The organism is Edwardsiella ictaluri ATCC 33202, from assembly GCF_000264785.1.
Lineage (GTDB): Bacteria > Pseudomonadota > Gammaproteobacteria > Enterobacterales > Enterobacteriaceae > Edwardsiella > Edwardsiella ictaluri.
This window is the reverse complement of record NZ_AFJI01000094.1, coordinates 19928-40758: the sequence shown is the minus strand read 5'-3', so window position 1 is coordinate 40758 and position 20831 is coordinate 19928. Positions and strand designations below refer to the sequence as shown.

Below are 20831 nucleotides of genomic sequence, written 5' to 3'. Positions count from 1 at the left end.
GCACACTAATTCCATGCTCTGCTGCAAGGTTTCTGAAAAAAATGACTTATTGATGAAAGATATAGCAATAATTTATGCGTAAAATCCGCACATGCTTTACGTAGGGCTACACCGGCATTACATCAGCGCCGCACTTTACATTACAACAACATCATATTAATAACATTTTATTCACCCTTTCCGTGCGTTTGCTCTCTTTTTCCCCGATCCACACACGATTACGGCTTTATGATCCGGCCGCTTTACGCCGTTTGCGCCGGTAATACGCAAGCGACACTGATATTTACAGACTAAATTGCATAAAAATTCACGAATACGCATAATAACAGGGTCTATAGATACCTTACGGTGAAGAATGCGAAACACGACCAAACAAGAAGACCTGATTAAGGCATTCAAGGCGCTGCTCAAGGAAGAAAAATTCAGCTCTCAGGGAGAGATCGTACAGGCGCTGCAGGAGCTGGGCTTCGACAGTATCAACCAGTCTAAAGTATCGCGTATGCTGACCAAATTTGGCGCTGTACGGACGCGTAATGCCAAAATGGAAATGGTCTATTGCCTACCGGCCGAACTCGGGGTACCAACCACCAGCAGCCCGCTGAAGAATCTGGTGCTCGACGTCGATCACAACGACGCCATCGTGGTTATCCATACCAGCCCCGGTGCGGCGCAGCTGATCGCTCGCCTGCTCGACTCGCTGGGTAAATCCGAGGGAATTCTGGGCACCATCGCCGGTGACGACACCATTTTTACCACGCCCGCCAAAGGATTTGCCGTCGAACAGCTTTATGCGGCCATTCTGGCGCTGTTTGAACAAGAGCTGTAATCACGCGACAAACGCCCAAACCACACGCCATTATAAAGCCCGCCCGCGGGCTTTTTCTCAGAGTCTCTACCAAACATCACCGCCTGACACTCAGTAAATATCACTTTTCGCCAAAGTTTGGTAATTCGCTGTTATTTATTGCTTTTTATATAACCGTATCTTTTTGGCACCGTTTTTAGCGCATTATGATCTATCAATGTCATACGTATCGTTAAAATAACACAATAAATAGTTAGCGCGTTATTGATTCATTGAGTTATTGATTTATGCTCGACAGCGACATGTCAATCATACTTTTTGACGACGACGCCACGTCACAACAGAGGTATAACACGATGAAAAATAAAGCGACTATCGGCGCACTGGCCACTCTTTGCGCCCTTTCATTCGGCGCCTCCACCGCTCAGCCCCCGCTCAATGAAATTACGACAACCTAGGCCTGCCACATGCAGCCAATGGGCGTAATCACGGTCAGCAAACTGGGCGGTTCCATCGCCGATATCGATCAGCAGTTGGCAGCCAAGGCCCAGCCTCAGGGCGCCAGCACCTTTCGCATTATCGAGAAGCGTATCGATGGCAACTATCACGCCACGGCAATGATCTACCACTGATCCTCTCCCTGAAGGGCTAGCCAACCCGGGATAGCCCCTCAATAAGCAAAACCGCAGCCCAGGCTGCGGTTTTGCTTATTCGATCACGACACTCGACGTAGCACAACTCACTCCTGATGTACGGCAGACTTTTGCGCCAGCGCCTGCAGCAGACGATCGTGAATATCGCCAAAACCTCCATTACTCATCACCAAAATATGGTCGCCCGGTTGTGCGTTTTTCACGATCATCTCAACCAGAGTGCCGAGATCGGCACTCCAGTATGCAGGCTGCACACAGGCCTCCGCTACCTCCACCACCTGCCAGGGAATATGCTGTGGCTGATAGAGGTACACTTCATCAGCCCGTCCCAGCGCAGGTGCCAGTTCATTCTTGCACACCCCCATCTTCATGGTATTGGATCGCGGCTCCAAAACGGCCAGAATACGGGCGGTGCCACCCACCTTACCGCGCAACGCTGCCAGTGTCGCCAGTATCGCCGTAGGATGGTGGGCGAAATCGTCATACACGCTGACGCCATGGGCCTGCCCGCGCAGTTCCAGGCGACGGCGAGCGTTAATAAAGCTCCCCAGCGCCCGGCATGCCTCTGCGGGAGGGACGCCGACATGACGCGCTGCAGCAATCGCCATCAACCCGTTATGCATGTTGTGCTCCCCCACCAGCGTCCACTGGACTTCGCCGACGCACGCACCGTCCAGGGAGACGCTGAAGTGGCTGGCATCCGCCGATAGACGCGTCACATTCCAGGCGGCCTCATCGCCGCACAGTTCCTGCTCGCTCCAGCAGCCCATCGCCATCACCTGCTTCAGGCTGGCGTCACCGGCCGGTAAAATAATCCGCCCTTTACCCGGAACCAATCGCACCAGATGATGGAACTGCCGCTGGATCGCCCGCAGATCGTCAAAGATATCCGCATGATCAAACTCCAGATTGTTCAGGATCAGGGTACGGGGGCAGTAGTGGACGAACTTAGAACGTTTATCGAAAAAGGCGCAGTCATACTCATCCGCCTCGATAACGAAGAACGGACTATTACCCAGACGCGCCGATACACTGAAGTTTCCCGGTACGCCGCCAATCACAAACCCCGGCTCATAGCCGCAGGACTCCAGGATCCAGTTCACCATCCCGGCGGTCGTCGTCTTCCCGTGAGTGCCGGCAATGGCGATCACCCAACGGTGACGCAAAACCTCATCATGTAACCACTGTGGCCCGGAAACGTAGGGAATATTACGCTCCAGAATCGTCTCGACGCACGGGTTACCGCGTGCCAGCGCATTGCCAATGATGACCAGATCCGGCTGGGGCTCAAGGTGGGCAGGATCATAGCCCTCCAGCAGCGTAATTCCCTGCTGTTGTAGTAGCGTACTCATCGGCGGATAGACATTGGCATCCGACCCGGTAACGTCATGCCCCAGCTGGCGGGCCAGCAACGCCAGCCCCCCCATAAACGTGCCGCAGACTCCAAGAATATGAATGCGCATAAGACTTCCAGTAAATTGCATTGATTTATTTCACATTCTAACGCCGAGTTCAGCGCAGGCGAAAGGAAATTGCCTAGGAATGCCCCGATACATTAGCTAAAATACGCTGCGAAAACGTTGGCGGTTTGTAAAAAAACAGCTACTCCTCACAATCAGGGAATGTGCCATGAAAACGCTAGGCGAGTTTATCGTCGAAAAACAGCAGGATTTTCCTCACGCTACCGGTGAGCTTACCGCTCTTCTCTCCGCAATCAAACTGGGCGCCAAAATTATCCACCGCGATATCAACAAGGCAGGTTTGGTCGATATCATCGGCGTCAGCGGAGCAGAGAATATTCAGGGTGAGGTGCAGATGAAGCTGGATCTGTACGCAAACGAGAAGCTCAAGGCAGCATTAGAAGCGCGCGGTGAAGTGGCCGGCATCGCCTCAGAAGAGGAGGATGACATTGTCATCTTCGAAGGCGATCGCGCCAATAACGCCAAGTACGTGGTGCTGATGGATCCACTGGACGGCTCATCCAATATCGACGTTAATGTCTCCGTCGGCACCATCTTCTCCATCTATCGCCGGATTACCCCGCTCGGCACACCTGTCACCCGCGAAGACTTCCTGCAGCCGGGCAATCGTCAGGTCGCCGCCGGCTATGTGGTCTACGGCTCCTCCACTATGTTGGTCTACACCACCGGGAACGGCGTACACGCCTTTACCTACGATCCCTCTCTTGGAGTCTTTTGCCTGTCCCACGAGCGGCTGCGTTTCCCACACAGCAGCAACATGTACTCCATTAACGAGGGTAACTACATTAAGTTCCCGCTGGGGGTGAAAAAGTACATCAAGTATTGTCAGGAGCAGGACAGCGCTACACAACGTCCCTATACCTCCCGCTATATTGGCTCCCTGGTGGCCGATTTCCACCGCAACCTGCTGAAGGGCGGTATCTATATCTACCCGAGCACCGCCAGCCATCCGCAGGGTAAGCTGCGCCTGCTGTATGAGTGCAACCCGATGTCATTCCTGGCGGAGCAGGCTGGCGGTAAGGCAACCGACGGCTTCCGCCGTATTCTGGATATCGTGCCGGACCAGCTACACCAGCGCTGCCCGTTCTTTGTCGGTAGCTGTGCCATGGTGGAGGACGCCGAACGTTTCATGCATCAATTCCCCGACGAATAATCCCCGCATCGGCACGCGGCATTGCGCATTGCGCGTCGCGCGCTGTTCATTTTTGGAGTGGCGGCTATAATAGCCGTCACTCCATTTCTGGTTTGATGAAAGGAAACCGACATGAGCTTGATCAACGTCCCGGCCGGTAAAGATATGCCGGAAGATATCTATGTAGTGATCGAAATTCCGGCCAACGCCGATCCGATCAAATATGAAATCGATAAAGAAACTGGCGCCCTGTTTGTAGACCGCTTTATGTCTACCGCCATGTTCTATCCGTGCAACTACGGCTACATCAACCATACCCTGTCTCTGGACGGCGATCCGGTAGACGTGCTGGTTCCGACGCCGTATCCGCTGCAGCCGGGCTCCGTAATCCGCTGCCGTCCGGTCGGCGTACTGAAGATGACCGACGAAGCCGGTGAAGATGCCAAGCTGGTTGCCGTGCCCCACAGCAAGCTGACCAAAGAGTACGATCACATTCAGGATGTTAACGATCTGCCTGAGCTGCTGCGCGCCCAGATTGCCCATTTCTTTGAGCACTACAAAGATCTGGAAAAGGGCAAGTGGGTCAAAGTCGAGGGTTGGGCAGACGCCGCCGCGGCCAAAGCCGAAATCATCGCCTCTTTCGAACGCGCCAAGAACAAGTAATTCCTTGATGCAGAGAAAAAACACCGCCTAATGGCGGTGTTTTTATTTCAGCCTTCCTCTCGCTTTAGCCAGTCTCCGCTGGCAATGCGTGGCAACCCCTCGACCCCATTGAGATAGATGTAGATCCAGGCACAGCCATAGGGCGTTTTAATCAGTTCGCGACGATAATCCTTGCTGTTACTCTTTAGCTCATCCAGCTCCGCCAGGATCGACGAGGTAATCCGGTACACTTCGCAATAAACCCTTCCCTCTCCCGGAACCACCGCTGGATAATGGCCAAGATCGTACAGATCGTAGCCATCCAGCACATAATCGCCCAGCCAGGTGGCATTGGTCATCCAATGGCTGTTGCCCTGCTTACGGCGCAGACTTCCGTAGACAATCACTCGCATGGTTAAAACTCAAACTGATAGAGCAGATCAAGTGCCTGATTTACGCCAGACACCGCTTCCAGATACAGATTCGGCATCAGACGGTAACGCAGCGTCAGCGTGGCCAGCGAATCGAAGATCCCCATGCCATACTTTACCTGCAGCCCCGGCAAGACATAGCCGCTGACTACCACCTGAGAACTGTCACCCACCCCCTGCGAATCCAGAGTCAGGTTGCTGACTCCAAAGGTTTCGCCGATTTTTCCTACCAGTTTACCACTCTGCGCAACACCCAGACCTATCAACATCGACGTCATCGCATTACTGTCTGCGCCGCTGCTGTTCAGCCCTTGACCGCGCAATAGGTAGGAGAGAGCTTCTTGTTGTGACATTGCCGGATCTGAGAATACTTCCAGTTTCGGCTGCTCGGCAAGTCCTGTAACGCGGACACCCACCGTAACATCGTTCGCCGTCGACTCTGGATTGCGTATCGCTTCAATATTCAGCAGCGGATTCCCTGGCGGCCCGGCAAATACCAACTCACCCTGGCGAATCAACAAATCTTGTCCATACGCGGCAAAGCGCCCCTGCGGGATCATGATCTGGCCATTCAATCCAAGGCCATTCTGGTTCTGGCTCACCTTCAGTTCACCTTTTAGCGCTGCCTTGAGGCCAAAAGCGGAGAGGCGAACGTTGTTGCCAATAGCAATGGTTAGATCGGTATGCAACGGGATCGAGGCGGTGACTGGCCTGATCGGCTGATGCGCATTGTTCAGCATCACCTCATCGGAGGATACGCCGACCGCACTCTCCGGCAGCTCCTGCACCGTGATACGCGCCCAGGGAATATCGACCCATCCGCTCAGCGCCAACTGACTTGGGGAGGCATCGAATACAATATTCGGCGATACATCCAACCGGACCATCGGCGGCACCGTCACCCGCAGGCGCGTACCGCTGGCGGCAATGCGGGCGCGCCAGGCATTCAGATTACGCCAGTCCGCATTACCGGATAGATTCAGCTGTCCCTGCGAGGTCTTAATCACCCCCTGCAGCACCGAGCTCATACCGTCAAAGTTGATCGCGAGGTTTGCATCAGTGACATCGAATGGCATGAACTGTCCGTCGATGTCCACGCCATCCAGCGCCAGGCGGCCATACAGCTGCGGATGCAGCGTACTGCCGCCCAGGCGCAGCGACGCATTGAGCATTCCCTGTGCCTTCTCCCCTTTCATCAGCGCCGGATTGAACAGCGCCAGCGAAAGGTGCTGGATATCTACATTACCGGAGAGATTACGCGCCCCCTCCAGGTTTGCGATGCGCACGTCGCCGCGCAGCTGACCGTTGTCCACGATGCCGATCAGCCAGTTAACGCGAGCTTGCCCCTGGGCCAGGCTCGCCTCCAGTGTGACCGTGCTCAGGGCCACCGGCAGCGTATTTCCCTGTACCTGTTGCACTACCCTAACGCCATCACCGTTGAGCGTAATCCGCGCCTGTGGCAGTCCTTGTCCCGCCTGCCAGCTGGCCTGAGCCCGCCCACTGAAGCGCCCATGCAACTGGGTATCCGGCCCAAGAAACGGCTGCAACATCGCCAGATCAAATCGCTCCAGCACCACGCTGACCTTGCCGCTCTCGCCCACCTCGATGGTCTGCGGAACGCACAGACGTGCATTGGGGTTATCCCAGCAGTGGGGGCCAATGGCCATCTGCTGTTTGGCGACGCCATACTCCAGCGCGATGGGTCGGGTAAGGCGCCACTCGCCGACCGGCGTCGTAAAGTCGGTATCCGTCAGCGTGCCACTCCAGCGCGCCCGATCCTGCGCCAAACTACCGTTGAGGGTCAAACGGCCAGCCAGCGGCGTCCCCTGCATCACCAGCTGCAGCCGATGCTGCCGTTCATTACCGGCGGCACGCAAGGTCAGTTGGCTGATATCAATATCGCCTTGCTTTAGGCTATCCACACGCAGATCCAGCGTCCCCTGAATCTGTTGATCCGAGCGGATATCCCCCAGCAGCGCGACTCGCTGGATGGTTAAGTCCTGCCAACGCAGCCCGCGGGCCTGCAGATCGGCCAGCAGCTGGGGTGCCTGACGATCACCGCGCAGCTTCAGCGTCCCGCGCGCGCTCCCCGACAGCCCCGGCAGCGTCCCATCCAGGCGCGGGGCATCAATACGCCCGTCCAGAGACCATTGCTTCTGCGCCAGATCGCCGTTCACCTCAATCCGGTTACGCCCCAGCGCGATGTGCAGCTGGGGGATCTGCCACTGTCCTGCCTGATTGCCACGCAGCTGACCGCCGACATCCAACCCATTCTGTTTGATTCTCCCCGTCAGCTTCAGCTGTGGCACCTGCAGCTGCCAACTACCGCCATACAGACTACCGCGGGTCTCGATTTTACCGTTCAGGCTCGACGGCCACGCCGGCCACTGACGTCCGGTATCGATCCCCGTCAGCGTCAGGCTGCTGCGCCAGCTTATCGCTTTGCTCCAGTCGACCAGTGCCTGCATATCGGCCTTGCCGCCCAACGTCGCCAACTGCAGCTGACTCAGGGTAAACTGACGTTCGTTCCCCTTTCCCGCGAGGTCCAGCGCCGCATCCGGCAGCCCCTGACCACTGAACGCGCCGCGCAGCTGCAGCCGATAATCATGGGCGCTCCCCGTCAGACGCAGCACCATATTGTTCACCTGATAGTCGGGCGTTCCCCCCAGCGGCCACCGCAGGCTGGGGCTGTCCAGCGACAGCGACAGCGGCAGACCGGCGTCGGCCAGGCGGGTATCCCCCTTCAGGGTCGCCCTCAGCGGACCGGACAGGTTGGCATCGAGAGCCAGCGTATCGTACATCGCCCCCTTCAGCGCCAGGCGCAGCTTTTCGCCCTTCAGCGGCGCCTGATTCACGCTGGCATTCAGCTGCAGATCCAACGGCCAGCGGCCGCTGAACGTCGCACTGCCGCGCGCCGACAGGCTCCCCTGCTGCGCCTGGACCTTCAGGGTATGCAGCGCCAGGCGCTGTTGATCCAACGCCGCGCGCAGTTCAAGAGACGCGATATCCAGATCGGTCGCCGCCCGGATCTGCACCTGACGCGCGGAAATGCGGCTCAACTGCATATCCAGTGGCAGATCCAGCGTCATCGCCGCCGGCAGCAGCGGCCGGGAAAACAGCGCCGTCAGCACCTCTCCCAGCGGCTCGGATGGGCCCTTCGGCGCGGCGCTCTCCGCTGGCGCAGGCGCAGCCGGCGGAGGCAGCGACACCCGCAGCCCCTGAATATCGCTGGGCTGTAAGCGCAGCAGCGATCCGCGCCACTCTGCTCCGCTCCGCAGGGCCTCCAGGGAAATCGCAGTACCGTCCACATTCACCTGTACGTCATTAAGACGCAACAGACGCAGCACCAAAGGATAGGGGGTAGCCAAGCGCCCCAATGGGGCTGATGGCGTCGTCGGTGGTTCACTGGGCGGCAGCGCCTGGGTATCGACATTCACCCGCACCCGCTGGGCGCTCAGCACATTCAGACACAACTCGCTGCGCTTCAGACAGCCGATATCCAAAGAGAGATGAAACTGCCCTACGGCGACATCAACACCGGGCATCCGGTAGCCGACATCGCGCAGGGTAAGATCGCGCCATCCCCCCTCCACCCGGCCAATTTCCAGCCCCGGAACCCAGCGGGCAGCAGCATTGAGTGCCAGATGCAGCCCGCCTTGGGTCATCACCCCCCCCAGCAACAGCGCCAGCAGCAGCAACAGCCCCAGCAGAAGCATCAGCGCATAGCGCCGGATGTTATACCACCTCATAGCTCAGGCCCTAATCCAATATAAATCTGCACATCGTGCTTATCTTCACGCCCTACCGGCACGCCAAGGTTAAGCCGGATGGGGCCGACCGGCGACACCCAGATAACCCCTACGCCGGTCCCGGTGTGAAAGTCACTCTTGGTAAAATCGTTCACGGCCTCACCTGAGTCGATAAAAACCCCCCCCCACCACTTGCCACTCAGGTTGTACTGGTACTCCAGAGAGCCGGTCGCCAGGCGCGAGGCACCGGTCAGCTTACCATCGCTGCCCTTGGGCGAGATCGATTTATATTTATAGCCGCGGATACTGCGATCGCCCCCGGCAAAGAAGCGCAGGGATGGAGGCACCTTATTGAAATCATTGGTTTCTATCCAGCCAAGATCGCCACGCACCACGAAACGATGTCGCTCCGCCAGCGTGCGTATCCAGACGTTTTGCGCCTGAAACACCACAAAGTCGACCGATGACCCCCAATAACGGTTGGACACATCCATTGAATAGCGCTGCGTATCCCCCCAGCTCGGCATCAGCCCGCCGCGCGAGCGCGTACGGTTTACGCTAACGCCGGGATACAGCAGCATGGCAGTCTCGGTGACATTGCCCTGCGTAAAGTGATCGAGACCCCAGCGCATATTGATGCCACGCTGCCAGCCGCTGGAGAGTTCCCAGTAACGCGCCAGATTCAGGGTAGTAGAGTCGGACTGGGTGTCGTTCAGATCGGTTCGCTGAAAACCGCCCTGTACCAGATAGTACTGCTCCAGCGGAGCCTTCAGCAGCGGAATTTTATAGCTAAAGTCTGCCGTCTGCTCCGGCATGGAGAGATTCAGCGAGGTATCCAGACTGTGGCCATAGGAGTTCATCCAGGGACGCTTCCAGCTGACCTTCATCCGCGGGCCGACGTCCGTCGCGTATCCGCCCCCCAGATCGACCATATTCTGGCTGCGCGGCGTCACCACGGCCTGAAGCGGCAGCGTCTGATCCGTCCCCAGCGCCTTAAAATCGGGCGACACCACCACCGAGTTAAACCAGTTGGTCGCCGACAGGTTACCGCTGAACTTGGCCAGGTCATCAGCGCTGTAATACTCCCCGGACTTAAACGGGCGTAGATTCTGTAAATAGGCGGTCTGGATCTGCGAGCCGCTGAACCGTACATCACCAAAGCGATAGCGAGGCCCGCTATCAAATTCGATATCCCAGAATGCCTTGTGCTGATCCTCGATAACCCCGAGCTGATGCACCGGCATGGTGGCACTAAAATAGCCCCGCTGCAGCGCCAGCGAGTTCAAGGCATTTTTCAGATTGTCATAGTCGCCCTGATCGAGCACACTGCCGACCGGCGGCAGAGACTTGGCCAACAGCGCCTGATAGGCGGAGTCATCCTTAGCCGCCCCGCGGATACGCACATTGAGTCCGGCAATACGCACCGGCTCACCGGGCGTGACGTTAGCGATTAGCTGTGGACGGGAAAAGATCGATCCGGGCCGATACTCAAATTCAATGGTCGGCTGAAAATAGCCCAGCGCCCTCAGCCCCTGACGAATGGCATCCGCCGCACGCACGCGAAAACGGCCATCGTTACTGATCTCATCTTCGCCGATGGTCGACAACGTGGCACGCACATTCTGCTGCAGCTGTCCGCTCAACCCCTCTACCACCAATCTGACCTGAGCGGCATGCGCCAGCGGCGCCGCTAATAACAGACACAGCAGGCCTATCCTACGCAATCGTGGCATGCAAACTCCCACATTAAACTTATCGGTAACACTTTTCCGCCGCAGTACATCAATCCCAGCGTGCTCCGCCAGGCCAAATGCGTTCTCCTACTACGGCCGCACAACACGGACATATTGTGCGTAAAGCCTGCGTGGGATACAACGAGACAGGAAAATAACAATTATTCGACGTTAGACTGTGTCTCACAATATAACGATTAACCTATAGCGTATGACATCTGGGCCGGCGTTTTCAGATTTTTCACCCATCAACCGCTCATTTATTAACGACTGGAGGGTATTTTGCACCATCACAACAGCAGTACCCCTGCACCGTTCACGCCTGCACAGGCACTGCCTGGGCGCACACAGGCCATGAGTCTCTCCGGCAAACATGCGCTTAACGGCCACGATATGTATGCCATTCCTGCCGGGATGGAGGAGGCCCTGTTCGCCATGGGCTGCTTCTGGGGTGTCGAGCGCCTGTTCTGGCAGCAGCCGGGGATCTACAGCACTGCGGCTGGCTACAGCGGCGGTCTGACCCCCAACCCAACCTATCGCGAAGTGTGCAGCGGTCAGACCGGGCACGCCGAAACGGTACGGGTGGTGTTTGATCCCTCCCTTATCCGCTATGACGATCTGCTGCGCCTGTTCTGGCAGCACCACGATCCGGCGCAGGGGATGCGTCAGGGCAACGATGTCGGCACCCAGTATCGCTCTGCGTTGTTCCCCGTGACGTCCCAGCAGATGCAGGCCGCACAAGCCAGCCATACCCGTTTTGCTCAGGCTATGCATCAGGTCGGCGACCTGCGCCCGATCAGCACAGAGATCCGCGCCGCCGGGCCATTTTACTATGCTGAAGAGGAGCACCAGCAGTACCTGCACAAACACCCGCACGGTTACTGTGGGGTGGGCGGGATCGGCGTCTGCCTGCCAGATTAAGCACGCTATCGCCGCTAACTGACGACATAGCAAAGGGTTAGCGACGTGGCGAGCACATTTTCATCACTAGCTGGTTGCTTGTTGCTCCTGCTATACTAACTGGGTTGTGTGCTGCCTCGCCATCCTGTCCGGCTCGGCGCAGCGCCTGACCCGGGCCAGCCAAGACGGCCCGGTAGACTCCGGGGGGATCTTCTACCGGCCCCGATGTACTCCTGATGGCGTCATACCGCCTCTCCGGCCTCCCGGAACGTTCCCGGTTAATACGGATAGATTATGTTAAACAGTATATTACTGATTATTTTACTGATAGCGATCAGTGCCTTTTTCTCGATCTCAGAAATCTCCCTGGCAGCCTCGCGGAAAATAAAGCTGAAAACCATGGCAGATGAGGGCGATATCAATGCGGCGCGCGTAATGGCACTGCAGGATCAGCCAGGTTATTTCTTTACCGTCGTACAGATCGGCCTCAACGCCGTCGCCATCCTCGGCGGTATCGTTGGCGATGCGGCATTCTCCCCGGCGTTCCGTCTGCTGTTCGACCGTTTTATGCCACTGGAGGTCTCCCAGCAGGCCAGCTTTATCTGCTCCTTCGTACTGGTCACCAGCTGCTTTATTCTGTTTGCAGACCTGACACCGAAGCGCATCGGTATGATAGCCCCCGAAGCAGTTGCCGTACGGATTGTCAACCCGATGCGTTTCTGCCTGCTGCTGTTCCGCCCGCTGGTCTGGTTCTTTAACGGCTTGGCTAACCTTATATTTCACCTGTTCAAGATTCCGATGGTACGTAAGGACGATATCACCCCGGACGATATCTATGCCGTGGTCGAGGCAGGCGCGCTGGCCGGTGTACTGCGTAAACAGGAGCATGAGATCATTGAGAATGTGTTCGAGCTGGAGTCCCGCACCGTTCCCTCCTCAATGACGCCGCGTGAAAACATCATCTATTTCGATCTGGGCGAAACGGAAGATAGCATTAAAGAGAAGGTCTCTACCCACCCCCACTCCAAGTTTCTGGTCTGCGACGGCGCCATCGACCATGTCGTCGGCTATGTCGACTCCAAGGATCTGCTCAACCGTGTGCTGGGTAATCAGAGCCTGGTGCTCAGCAGTGGAGTGCAGATCCGCAACGTGCTGATTGTCCCGGATACGCTGACGCTGTCCGAAGCACTGGAGAGCTTCAAAAATGCGGGCGAAGATTTTGCCATAATTCTCAACGAATATGCGCTGGTCGTCGGAGTGATCACCCTGAACGACGTCATGACCACCCTGATGGGAGACTTGGTCGGTCAGGGGCAGGAGGAGCAAATCATCGCCCGCGATGAGAACTCTTGGCTGGTAGAAGGCGTGACGCCCATCGACGATGTGATGCGGGTGCTGGATATTGAAGAGTTTCCTCAGTCCAGCAACTATGAAACCATCGGCGGCTTTATGATGTATATGCTACGGAAGATCCCCAAACGTACCGATGCGGTAAAATACGCCGGCTACAAATTTGAGGTGGTGGATATCGATAGCTACAAGATCGATCAGCTGCTGGTTACACGCCTCGCCGAACGACTACCGCCGATGTCGCCGGACGCAGGCGACGACGCAGACGTGCCGCAGCAGGCGGCCAAATAATCGGCTGGCAGCGGCACTAACGCCAAGCCGCCATACCTATTCTGCGCCTCAGGACATCTCTGCCTGCAGGCGCAGCACCTGACGATTAATCTCCGACATGACGCTAAGATGGCGTTTATCCTTCACTTTAGGCAGTAAAATACGTCCCATATCAAACTCAAACGCACCAACACCCTGAATATACAGGCGGCCGCGAAACAGCGTCTTCACATATTTTGCCACCAGCAGCGGGTTATACCGCTGAAAAATTTTCATTTTTACCTCTCCCTTAATGACGTCCGCAGAGGGGAAACTCTCCCCCGGCCAAACCGGCACACGAACCCAACGCACGATGAACGACAACTATAGACAGCTTTACCTTCAGTTAGTGCAACCGACACCGAATATTTCTCTAAATTTACCTTAACTGACAGAATGGTATGCAAAAAGTAATAGTTTTCGTAATATTTATATGCAATTAATAAGGATTTATCATGAAAAATCGGAATATTTATCTGTGGGGAAAAGGACGTACCAGCGCACGATAGGGTGGTGGCGTGCAGCGGCACCCGAGCGGATGCCGCCGACACTTTAATACAGCGATACCCGGAACCCCGGATTTAACAATGACTCCGCGGGTATATAGCTTAGCGTTTTTCCCTGCCAGTCCCGCACCTGAGCTCCAGCGGCTAAGGCGATAGCATGACCTGCCGCCGTATCCCAGATATGGGTTGGCCCAAAGCGCGGATAGAGCTGCGCTACCCCTTCAGCCACCAGACAAAACTTCAGCGATGACCCCACCATCATCGTCTGGTGTTCGCCCAGCTGCTGCAAATAGTCCGTCAGCTCCGCATCGCCGTGTGAACGGCTGATCACCACCAGCGGAGGGATCGCGTTACGTACCCCGATTTCCATTCGCACCCCATCCTGCTCTTTCCAGGCTTTACCGCCGCAGGCACAGTACAGCACACCGCTGGTCGGCACGTAAACGACTCCCAGCGTTGGTATCCCCTGTTCAATCAGCGCAATGTTGACGGTAAACTCACCGTTACGTTGCAAAAACTCCTTGGTACCATCCAGCGGATCGACCAGCCAATAGCGCTGCCAATCGCGCCGTTGCGGCCAGGCCGGCGGCTCCTCTTCTGACAGCAGTGGGATCAGCGGGGTTACGCGCAGTAATCCCGCTTTGATGATCTCATGCGCCGCCAGATCGGCTGCCGTAACCGGAGATTCATCCCCCTTATAGGCCAGCGCCAGCGGCTGATCGCCCTGATATACCGCCATTATCGTCGCCCCCGCATCGCGCGCCAGCTGACAAATCTGCTCTAACATACGCTTCCCTCCCCCTGGATCGGATACGGATACACCCGCGTCATTTCACCCTGCGAGGCCCGCAGAATGCATAGGCGTACCCCACTGTGTTCATCATGGGTTTTGCCATCGATAAACGCCAGCGTAAGCTACAATTTTCCCCGGTAAATACGGCAATTCCGCTGCACGCCGCAAAAGAGGTGGCGCGCGCAATAAATAGCATTTAAAATACATCTTATTGAATGCTATTCAAGGAGTACACCATGACATACCGCGATCGGCCGCTCGGTGAGCTGGCCATTAGCATTCCACGTGCCACTCGTCTATTTCGCCAGTACGAACTGGATTTTTGCTGCGGCGGTAAGCTGACCCTACAGCGCGCGGCGGCTCGCCATTCGCTGGATCTGGTCATGCTGGAAAGTCAGCTGGCCGAGCTGGACAGTACTCCGGATCAGCATCGAGACTGGCGGCAGGCACCACTGGACGAGCTCTGCGCCTTTATTGTCACCCGTTATCACCAGCGCCATCGCGATCAGCTGCCCGAACTGGTATTGATGGCACAGAAAGTCGAACAGGTACATACCGGTAAGACTGGCTGCCCACGGGGGCTTGCCAAACAGCTCGATTCGCTACGCCAAGAGTTGGACAGTCATATGATGAAGGAGGAGCGCATCCTGTTTCCGCTGATCGAACAGGGAGAGGGAGCTCGATGCCATGGGCCTATCTCGGTAATGGAGCACGAGCATCGCGACGCTGGAGAACTGCTGGACGTCATCCGCTTCCTGACAGATAACATGACGCCGCCAACGGGCGCCTGTACAACTTGGCGCGCACTGTATGCCGGCATTAGCGAACTGATTAACGATCTCATGGAGCACGTCAGCCTGGAAAATAATCTGCTGTTTCCGCGCGCGCTCGGCGATGTCTGAAATGGCCAAAAAGCGGGGCCACACAGCGTACAGCCCCGCGACAGACTCGAATTACAGAATATCCAACAGTTCAACATCAAAAATCAGCGCGCTGTACGGTGCGATAGCAGCACCGGCGCCGCGCTCACCGTAGGCCAGTTGATGCGGAATATACAGCTGCCAGCGAGAGCCGACCGGCATCATACTCAGCGCCTCAATCCAACCGGCGATGACGCCACCCACCGGAAACTCTGCCGGCTCCCCGCGCTGCTCAGAACTGTCAAAGACCGTACCGTCGACCAGACGGCCGGTATAGTGTACCCGGACTTTATCCTGACGGGACGGAATCACGCCTTCACCCTGTTTCAACACTTTAAACTGCAGCCCTGACTCCGTGACGGTCACGTCATTCTGCTGCGCATTCTCTGCCAGGAAACGCTCACCAGCCTCCGCCAGCGCTTTCTGCTGCTCGCGGCGCACCGCGTCAGCACGCCCATGGATCTCGCGCAGCGCGCGGTGGACCGTTTCTACCGGTACCGCCGGTGCATTGCCTTCCATCGCATCACGCAGCCCCGCCAGCAGCGCTTCCGGCTGCAGATCCTGCAAACCGGACTCATTAAGCTGCTGACCGACCTGGAGGCCAATACCATAACTTGCTTGCGCTTCTATACTGTCAAAAGCAGGGGTCGACATGATGTTTCCTTTAGTCACTGAAAGTAGAACGCGCAGCATAACAGCGCGGCTGCGATGGGTAAAATCTTGTCGCTATAAGGGTGACTTTTGTCAGCGAAAAAGAAACAATAGCCATAAACACTCCGCCTGCGCTCGTCCCCAAAACCGGTCGGATCTTTCGGATTGTTATCCTGTTTCTATCGCCCCAGAGCGTATAGGTTGCGCGTGGTCACGGATATAGTGACCTGTCATGGTAGAGAGGTTGGCATGGGCAGAATTGCGCCCAAAAAGAACAAGATACCCGCCTATAGCGGCGTAGCTATCCAGAATATATGGCGACGCCTACGCCGGGGCCTCACCGCCCTGCCCGCCGCGCGTCCCCGGAAAGAGGATCTACGCCGAATACCACAGCAGTGCCGGGCGGCGCTACGCGCGCTTTGGCACTGGCCGGAGCAATGCGACTGGATGGCGCCACTGCCAGCCTTTCACCGGCGCTGGCTCACCCTCATCTGCGCCGTGCTGCTGATGGCGCTACTGTGGCCCATCGATGACGCGGCCCCGCCCATACAGCCTCCCGCTGCTCATACGGAGGGTTCGGCAATCCAGGCCACGCTGCAGCCGCAGCGCGCAACGCCAATCTCCCCGGATGCCAACGACTGGCAAGCCTACCTGATACTGCCGGGACAAACCCTGGCCCAGGTGCTGCGAGAGCATAATCTTGACGTCACCGATGCCTTTGCCATGGCGCGGATCGAAGGCGATGATCGCCCGCTGAGCAACCTCAAGGCGGGGCAGTACGTCATGATCCGACACAACCCCCAGGGGCAAATTCTCGCCTTGAAAATAGAGACCACGGACGATCGGCAGGTCACCTTCCGCAGGGAAAGCGACAGCAGCTTTATTCGCCTGCGATGAGTTGCTCCAGCAACCAGTCACGTAGTGCTACGGCCTGATTACACTGACTATCGCGACTGCCATACAGCAACGTCAGCGACTCACCTTGGCACAACAACTGCACCAGCGACTGCCAAGCCCGGGGATTGGCCGCCAGCTCCTCCCGATAGCGCGCGACGAAAGCAGGCCAGTCCAGCTGCGCATGATGAAATGCCTGACGCAGGGCCGTCGACGGTGCGACCTCTTTCAGCCAGTGAACGCCGTCCAGACGCGCCTTGGCGATACCACGTGGCCACAGGCGATCGGTAAGAAAGGTATGGGGAGAACAGGGCGCCCACACGTCATAAACCCGCTGCAGACCGATCGATACCATGATATTACCTCCGCAGATGAGATACCGGTGTCCTGCCGCTGCTCAGATGCGCCGAGGAGTCAGCGCAGATAGCCAGCGATGCGCTCCGGTCCCCTGCTGCGACGCGTCCTGCCTTGAGACAACCGCCAGAGATTACCATGATACATGCCGCAGAGCGGCCAAAAAAGCAAAACGCCGGCGCAAGGCCGGCGTTTTGAGTTATTGCGCGAGTAAATTACTCAGCAACAACAACGACGTTCAGCTGTGCGAATACGTCGCTGTGAACCTGGAAGTGAACTTCATGATCACCCAGGGTACGCAGCACGCCATTCGGCAGGCGAACTTCGCTTTTCGTGACTGCAACGCCGGCAGCAGTCACTGCATCGGCGATGTCACGGGTACCGATAGAACCGAACAGTTTACCTTCGTCGCCCGCTTTGGACGCGATGGTAACGGTGGCCAGTTCATTGATCTTGACAGCACGTGCTTCAGCAGCAGACAGGGTTTCAGCCAGTTTGGCTTCCAGATCTGCGCGACGTGCTTCAAAGAACTCGACGTTTTTCTTGGTTGCCGGGACAGCCTTGCCCATCGGAACCAGGAAGTTACGAGCGTAACCTGCTTTAACGTTAACCTGATCACCCAGGCTACCCAGGTTTGCTACCTTATCAAGCAGAATAACTTGCATTACCTTATCCTCTCAAAAGTCGTTAATTGACAACGCAGCCGATTACTGATGGCGATCAGTGTACGGCAGCAGGGACAGGTAGCGTGCGCGCTTGATAGCACGAGCCAGCTGACGCTGGTATTTTGCACGGGTACCGGTGATACGGCTCGGTACGATCTTACCGCTTTCGGTGATGTAGTTTTTCAGCGTAGCGATGTCTTTATAGTCGATCTCTTGAACGCCTTCCGCGGTGAAACGGCAGAACTTGCGACGACGGAAATAACGTGCCATTTGGCTAGTCTCCAGAATCAATCAATTCAATCTGCTCGGCGTGCAGCACTAACTTGTTCAGGCCATTTCGACCCATATGGCAACTGACGAAGCCATACACTCGCAGTGCGCTGCCGACCGTTAATCTGTGGGTTATTGCCTCAAGCCCCGCTCCGCTGACAATTACGGGCATTCTGCACCATGCCTGTCGGCTGAGTCCGGCTTCCTGCTGTTGCGATCTGTGCTCAAGCACAAACTGACAGTGAGGAATGCCGGAGGGGCTGACCTTTCGTATGGGTGCCTTGCACACCGTGCCAGCCAACACCAGACGATTTACGGTCATTGCGACAATTACTCTTCAGAATCCCCAGCTTCAGTTTCTTCGCTGGTTTCATTAGCGAAATCTTCGCGACGCTCACGGCGCTCGTCTTTCGCTTTAACCATCGGAGAAGCTTCGGTTACAGCGTGCTTAGTACGCATAACCATGCTGCGGATAACGGCGTCGTTGTAGCGGAAGTTAGTTTCCAGCTCATCGATCACTTCCTGCGAAGCTTCAACGTTCATCAGAACGTAATGGGCTTTATGCAGTTTGTTGATTGAGTAAGCCAGCTGACGGCGACCCCAATCTTCCAGACGGTGGATCTTGCCTTCTGCGCCAGTGATGGCACCAGTGTAACGCTCGATCATGCCCGGAACTTGTTCGCTCTGGTCAGGATGAACCATAAAAACGATTTCGTAATGACGCATCGAAATTGCTCCTTACGGATTATTCAGCCTCCTGTCGGGGTCAGCCGTAGCCCATGGAGGCAAGGAACGTATTTGTGGGCGGCTGAAAAATGACGCGTCATAATACTGATGCTGGGGGGGAAACTCAAGCCATCGCGCAAATTAATTCTGCGCCACCGGCGACAATGGGATACAAAAGACAAAGGGGCAATCGCCGGGGCGCTGCTACAGGGTTAAACCGTGATGAAATCACATATCATCAGGACGATGCGCATCAGACAATGCGGCTCCCATCCGTAAGGAGCCTCCGATGAAACCTGCCTCTGCTTTCATCTTTCATCACACTGTGTCTGCTGTGCGGCAACGCCGCGGCGGCCACCGAAATCAGCGCCAGCCAGGGACACGCCATATCGGTCCGCGAGTTTGCCGTCATCAGCGGCAATCACGATCTCATTAACGTGAGGATGCCGTGGGCGATATTTGGGCGCAGACCGACGCCAACGGCGCCACCTACGACCAGATCATCACGATTCATGAACCGCTCTCTCACCGGCAAATCCACGTCAGCGCCGTACTCTACCACTGACACTCCCTTAGCGCCTCGCCACCGGGCGCGGTGCTATCTTACAGGCGGCGACTGAAAAACGCCGTACCGCAGGCCAGCGCTGACGCCGTGATCTTATGGGCAATGCCCGGCTCGGTCACCACGCTGACGTTATCCATCAGATGATGTGACGCCAGCGCCTGCGCCAGACGCTGACTCTCGGCCGCAGGCACCAGATCATCCGCCAAACCGTGCCAAATCAGCAACGGCCTATCCGCCAGCTGCGCCAGGCGCCCGCTGACGTCATAGTCGGCCAGCGCACTTACCCGCTGGCGAACCCACTCCCGCTCATCCTCCGTTGGCTGATGCTGACGGGGAAACAGACGCTGCGACAGCGACAGATAAAAACCCGATCCCATAAAGCTGGCAGTGGCGCGTAGCCAGGGATAGCGAGCCTTGGCGCCCAGCGCCGTCATTCCGCCCAGCGAGGCGCCCGCGACCCCCACCCGCCCGTCCAGAATCAGCCCCGCACGCAGGAAATGGTCATACAGCGACGGCAGCTCATCGATATTCGATTTTAGAATATCCCAGAAATGGGCCAGACGGCGGCGCTCATCGCCGTCATAGCGGCTGCCATGCATATCCGCCTCCGGCAGCAATACGCGAAATCCTGCAGCGGCAAAGGCATAGCCAAAATAGGAGTACATCTCCTTAGAGGAGGTGAATCCATGATAAAAAAAGATCGTCGGCAAAGCGCTGTCGCGCTGACCCGCGGGTACGGCGTGCAGCAGCGGGATCCCGCCCACCGTCTGTTCGAACATTTCAACCATCGACAACCTCTCGTACACATAGCAAAAACGCATCATCGCCCGGCGAGCGAGCGCAGACAAGCCCCCGTATCCTCTGCGCGCACAATGCGGCGTTTCTCCGGGAAATCCGCGTCAGACAGCGCTAATATAATCATCACTATCCTTTTTCCAGCCAACGGATCGCCCGATGAAAGCCTGCAAACTGACCCTGACCCTTCTGTTGACCCTGCTGCTGGGGGCCTGCAGCGTAATGGACGGCAAGCCGATGCCGCCGCCGCCGCCGATCGCAGGCCACGCGCAGGAACTGCGCCGTAACCAGACCGAAGGGCTGAGCAAAATGTGGAATATTAGTGCCAGTGTCTATGGCAGCCCGATGAATGTTCAGGAGGTTATTCAGCAGAGGGCGGATGCCGCCGGCGCCCGCTATTACTATATTGTGATGCTGCAGGAGAACAGGGTGCCGGGCCAGTGGTATAGCGTGGCGACGCTGTACCGCTAAGCCGCTGTTTTTAACAAAATTTACATACTGCCAATA

23 protein-coding genes are annotated in these 20831 nt (G+C 56.8%); 10 read left to right on the top strand and 13 right to left on the bottom strand.

The window, feature by feature from the left end; all coding sequences use genetic code 11:
* Positions 1 to 355: 355 nt before the first annotated feature.
* On the top strand, positions 356 to 826 hold the full coding sequence (gene argR / locus EIEH_RS14070) for a transcriptional regulator ArgR (RefSeq protein WP_015869886.1): 471 nt from the start codon (positions 356 to 358) through the stop codon (positions 824 to 826).
* Positions 827 to 1272: 446 nt separating this feature from the next.
* Positions 1273 to 1437, top strand: coding sequence for a YdgH/BhsA/McbA family protein (locus tag EIEH_RS20140; protein WP_015869884.1), 165 nt, complete (start codon positions 1273 to 1275; stop codon positions 1435 to 1437).
* 107 nt (positions 1438 to 1544) lie between these two features.
* Here EIEH_RS20140 and mpl read toward each other — a convergent pair whose 3' ends face one another.
* Entirely contained in the window at positions 1545 to 2921 is a 1377-nt protein-coding gene (mpl, locus tag EIEH_RS14060) for a UDP-N-acetylmuramate:L-alanyl-gamma-D-glutamyl-meso-diaminopimelate ligase (protein ID WP_015869883.1), read from the bottom strand.
* 166 nt (positions 2922 to 3087) lie between these two features.
* Here mpl and fbp point away from each other — a divergent pair, with 166 nt between their 5' ends.
* Positions 3088 to 4092, top strand: coding sequence for a class 1 fructose-bisphosphatase (gene fbp, locus EIEH_RS14055; RefSeq protein ID WP_015869882.1), 1005 nt, complete (start codon positions 3088 to 3090; stop codon positions 4090 to 4092).
* A 111-nt stretch (positions 4093 to 4203) separates the two neighbouring features.
* Positions 4204 to 4734 carry an inorganic diphosphatase gene (gene ppa, locus EIEH_RS14050; RefSeq protein ID WP_015869881.1) on the top strand — a complete coding sequence of 177 codons (531 nt, stop codon included), beginning with the start codon at positions 4204 to 4206 and terminating at the stop codon, positions 4732 to 4734.
* A 47-nt stretch (positions 4735 to 4781) separates the two neighbouring features.
* On the opposite strand, the gene EIEH_RS14045 is transcribed toward ppa, so the two are convergent.
* From EIEH_RS14045 to tamA, 3 genes are read right to left on the bottom strand one after another with little or no spacing between them, the layout of a single operon-like run.
* Positions 4782 to 5126: a gamma-glutamylcyclotransferase family protein gene (locus tag EIEH_RS14045; protein WP_035610016.1), complete on the bottom strand. Its 345-nt coding sequence runs from the start codon at positions 5124 to 5126 to the stop codon at positions 4782 to 4784.
* 2 nt (positions 5127 to 5128) lie between these two features.
* The gene (gene tamB, locus EIEH_RS14040) at positions 5129 to 8893 is read right to left on the bottom strand and encodes an autotransporter assembly complex protein TamB (protein ID WP_015869879.1); all 3765 of its coding nucleotides are present in this window, start codon (positions 8891 to 8893) and stop codon (positions 5129 to 5131) included.
* Entirely contained in the window at positions 8890 to 10626 is a 1737-nt protein-coding gene (tamA, locus tag EIEH_RS14035) for an autotransporter assembly complex protein TamA (protein ID WP_015869878.1), read from the bottom strand. Before tamA ends, tamB begins: the two co-directional genes overlap by 4 nt.
* A 354-nt stretch (positions 10627 to 10980) precedes the next feature.
* On the opposite strand from tamA, the gene msrA reads away from it, so the two are divergent.
* Both msrA and paeA read left to right on the top strand, forming a co-directional pair.
* Positions 10981 to 11547, top strand: a complete 567-nt coding sequence (gene msrA, locus EIEH_RS14030; RefSeq protein WP_226092407.1) for a peptide-methionine (S)-S-oxide reductase MsrA — start codon at positions 10981 to 10983, stop codon at positions 11545 to 11547.
* A 273-nt stretch (positions 11548 to 11820) separates the two neighbouring features.
* The gene (paeA, locus tag EIEH_RS14025) at positions 11821 to 13167 is read left to right on the top strand and encodes a polyamine export protein PaeA (RefSeq protein WP_015869876.1); all 1347 of its coding nucleotides are present in this window, start codon (positions 11821 to 11823) and stop codon (positions 13165 to 13167) included.
* Between the two features lie 48 nt (positions 13168 to 13215).
* Here the strand turns inward: paeA and EIEH_RS14020 are convergent, their stop codons facing one another.
* Together EIEH_RS14020 and cysQ are read right to left on the bottom strand one after the other, a co-directional pair.
* Positions 13216 to 13422, bottom strand: a complete 207-nt coding sequence (locus EIEH_RS14020) for a DUF1107 domain-containing protein (RefSeq protein ID WP_015869875.1) — start codon at positions 13420 to 13422, stop codon at positions 13216 to 13218.
* A 315-nt stretch (positions 13423 to 13737) separates the two neighbouring features.
* Positions 13738 to 14478, bottom strand: coding sequence for a 3'(2'),5'-bisphosphate nucleotidase CysQ (gene cysQ / locus EIEH_RS14015; protein WP_015869874.1), 741 nt, complete (start codon positions 14476 to 14478; stop codon positions 13738 to 13740).
* Positions 14479 to 14720: 242 nt separating this feature from the next.
* Here cysQ and ytfE point away from each other — a divergent pair, with 242 nt between their 5' ends.
* Positions 14721 to 15386 (top strand): iron-sulfur cluster repair protein YtfE, encoded by a 666-nt coding sequence (ytfE, locus tag EIEH_RS14010; RefSeq protein WP_015869872.1) that lies wholly within the window; start codon positions 14721 to 14723, stop codon positions 15384 to 15386.
* A gap of 51 nt (positions 15387 to 15437) precedes the next feature.
* On the opposite strand, the gene EIEH_RS14005 is transcribed toward ytfE, so the two are convergent.
* Entirely contained in the window at positions 15438 to 16058 is a 621-nt protein-coding gene (locus EIEH_RS14005) for a BamJ family beta-barrel-assembly machinery protein (protein WP_015869871.1), read from the bottom strand.
* A gap of 246 nt (positions 16059 to 16304) precedes the next feature.
* Here EIEH_RS14005 and EIEH_RS14000 point away from each other — a divergent pair, with 246 nt between their 5' ends.
* Positions 16305 to 16952, top strand: a complete 648-nt coding sequence (locus EIEH_RS14000; protein WP_015869870.1) for an OapA family protein — start codon at positions 16305 to 16307, stop codon at positions 16950 to 16952.
* Here the strand turns inward: EIEH_RS14000 and EIEH_RS13995 are convergent.
* The 5 genes from EIEH_RS13995 to rpsF all read right to left on the bottom strand — a co-directional run bounded on the left by EIEH_RS13995 (position 16936) and on the right by rpsF (position 18964).
* Positions 16936 to 17304, bottom strand: a complete 369-nt coding sequence (locus EIEH_RS13995; RefSeq protein ID WP_015869869.1) for a DUF488 domain-containing protein — start codon at positions 17302 to 17304, stop codon at positions 16936 to 16938. The two genes, EIEH_RS14000 and EIEH_RS13995, sit on opposite strands and share 17 nt — an antisense overlap.
* 214 nt (positions 17305 to 17518) lie before the next feature.
* A complete protein-coding gene (gene rplI / locus EIEH_RS13990; RefSeq protein WP_015869868.1) occupies positions 17519 to 17968 on the bottom strand; it encodes a 50S ribosomal protein L9 in 450 nt (149 codons plus the stop codon).
* A gap of 42 nt (positions 17969 to 18010) precedes the next feature.
* Positions 18011 to 18238, bottom strand: coding sequence for a 30S ribosomal protein S18 (gene rpsR / locus EIEH_RS13985; protein WP_000135199.1), 228 nt, complete (start codon positions 18236 to 18238; stop codon positions 18011 to 18013).
* A 4-nt stretch (positions 18239 to 18242) separates the two neighbouring features.
* A complete protein-coding gene (priB, locus tag EIEH_RS13980; protein ID WP_035610013.1) occupies positions 18243 to 18560 on the bottom strand; it encodes a primosomal replication protein N in 318 nt (105 codons plus the stop codon).
* An 8-nt stretch (positions 18561 to 18568) separates the two neighbouring features.
* A complete protein-coding gene (gene rpsF / locus EIEH_RS13975) occupies positions 18569 to 18964 on the bottom strand; it encodes a 30S ribosomal protein S6 (RefSeq protein WP_015869867.1) in 396 nt (131 codons plus the stop codon).
* Positions 18965 to 19412: 448 nt separating this feature from the next.
* On the opposite strand from rpsF, the gene EIEH_RS19820 reads away from it, so the two are divergent.
* Positions 19413 to 19529, top strand: coding sequence for a DUF1471 domain-containing protein (locus EIEH_RS19820; protein WP_015869866.1), 117 nt, complete (start codon positions 19413 to 19415; stop codon positions 19527 to 19529).
* A 38-nt stretch (positions 19530 to 19567) separates the two neighbouring features.
* On the opposite strand, the gene yjfP is transcribed toward EIEH_RS19820, so the two are convergent.
* On the bottom strand, positions 19568 to 20317 hold the full coding sequence (yjfP, locus tag EIEH_RS13965; protein ID WP_015869865.1) for an esterase: 750 nt from the start codon (positions 20315 to 20317) through the stop codon (positions 19568 to 19570).
* A gap of 166 nt (positions 20318 to 20483) precedes the next feature.
* Here yjfP and bsmA point away from each other — a divergent pair, with 166 nt between their 5' ends.
* The gene (bsmA, locus tag EIEH_RS13960) at positions 20484 to 20795 is read left to right on the top strand and encodes a biofilm peroxide resistance protein BsmA (protein WP_015869863.1); all 312 of its coding nucleotides are present in this window, start codon (positions 20484 to 20486) and stop codon (positions 20793 to 20795) included.
* Positions 20796 to 20831 lie beyond the last annotated feature (36 nt).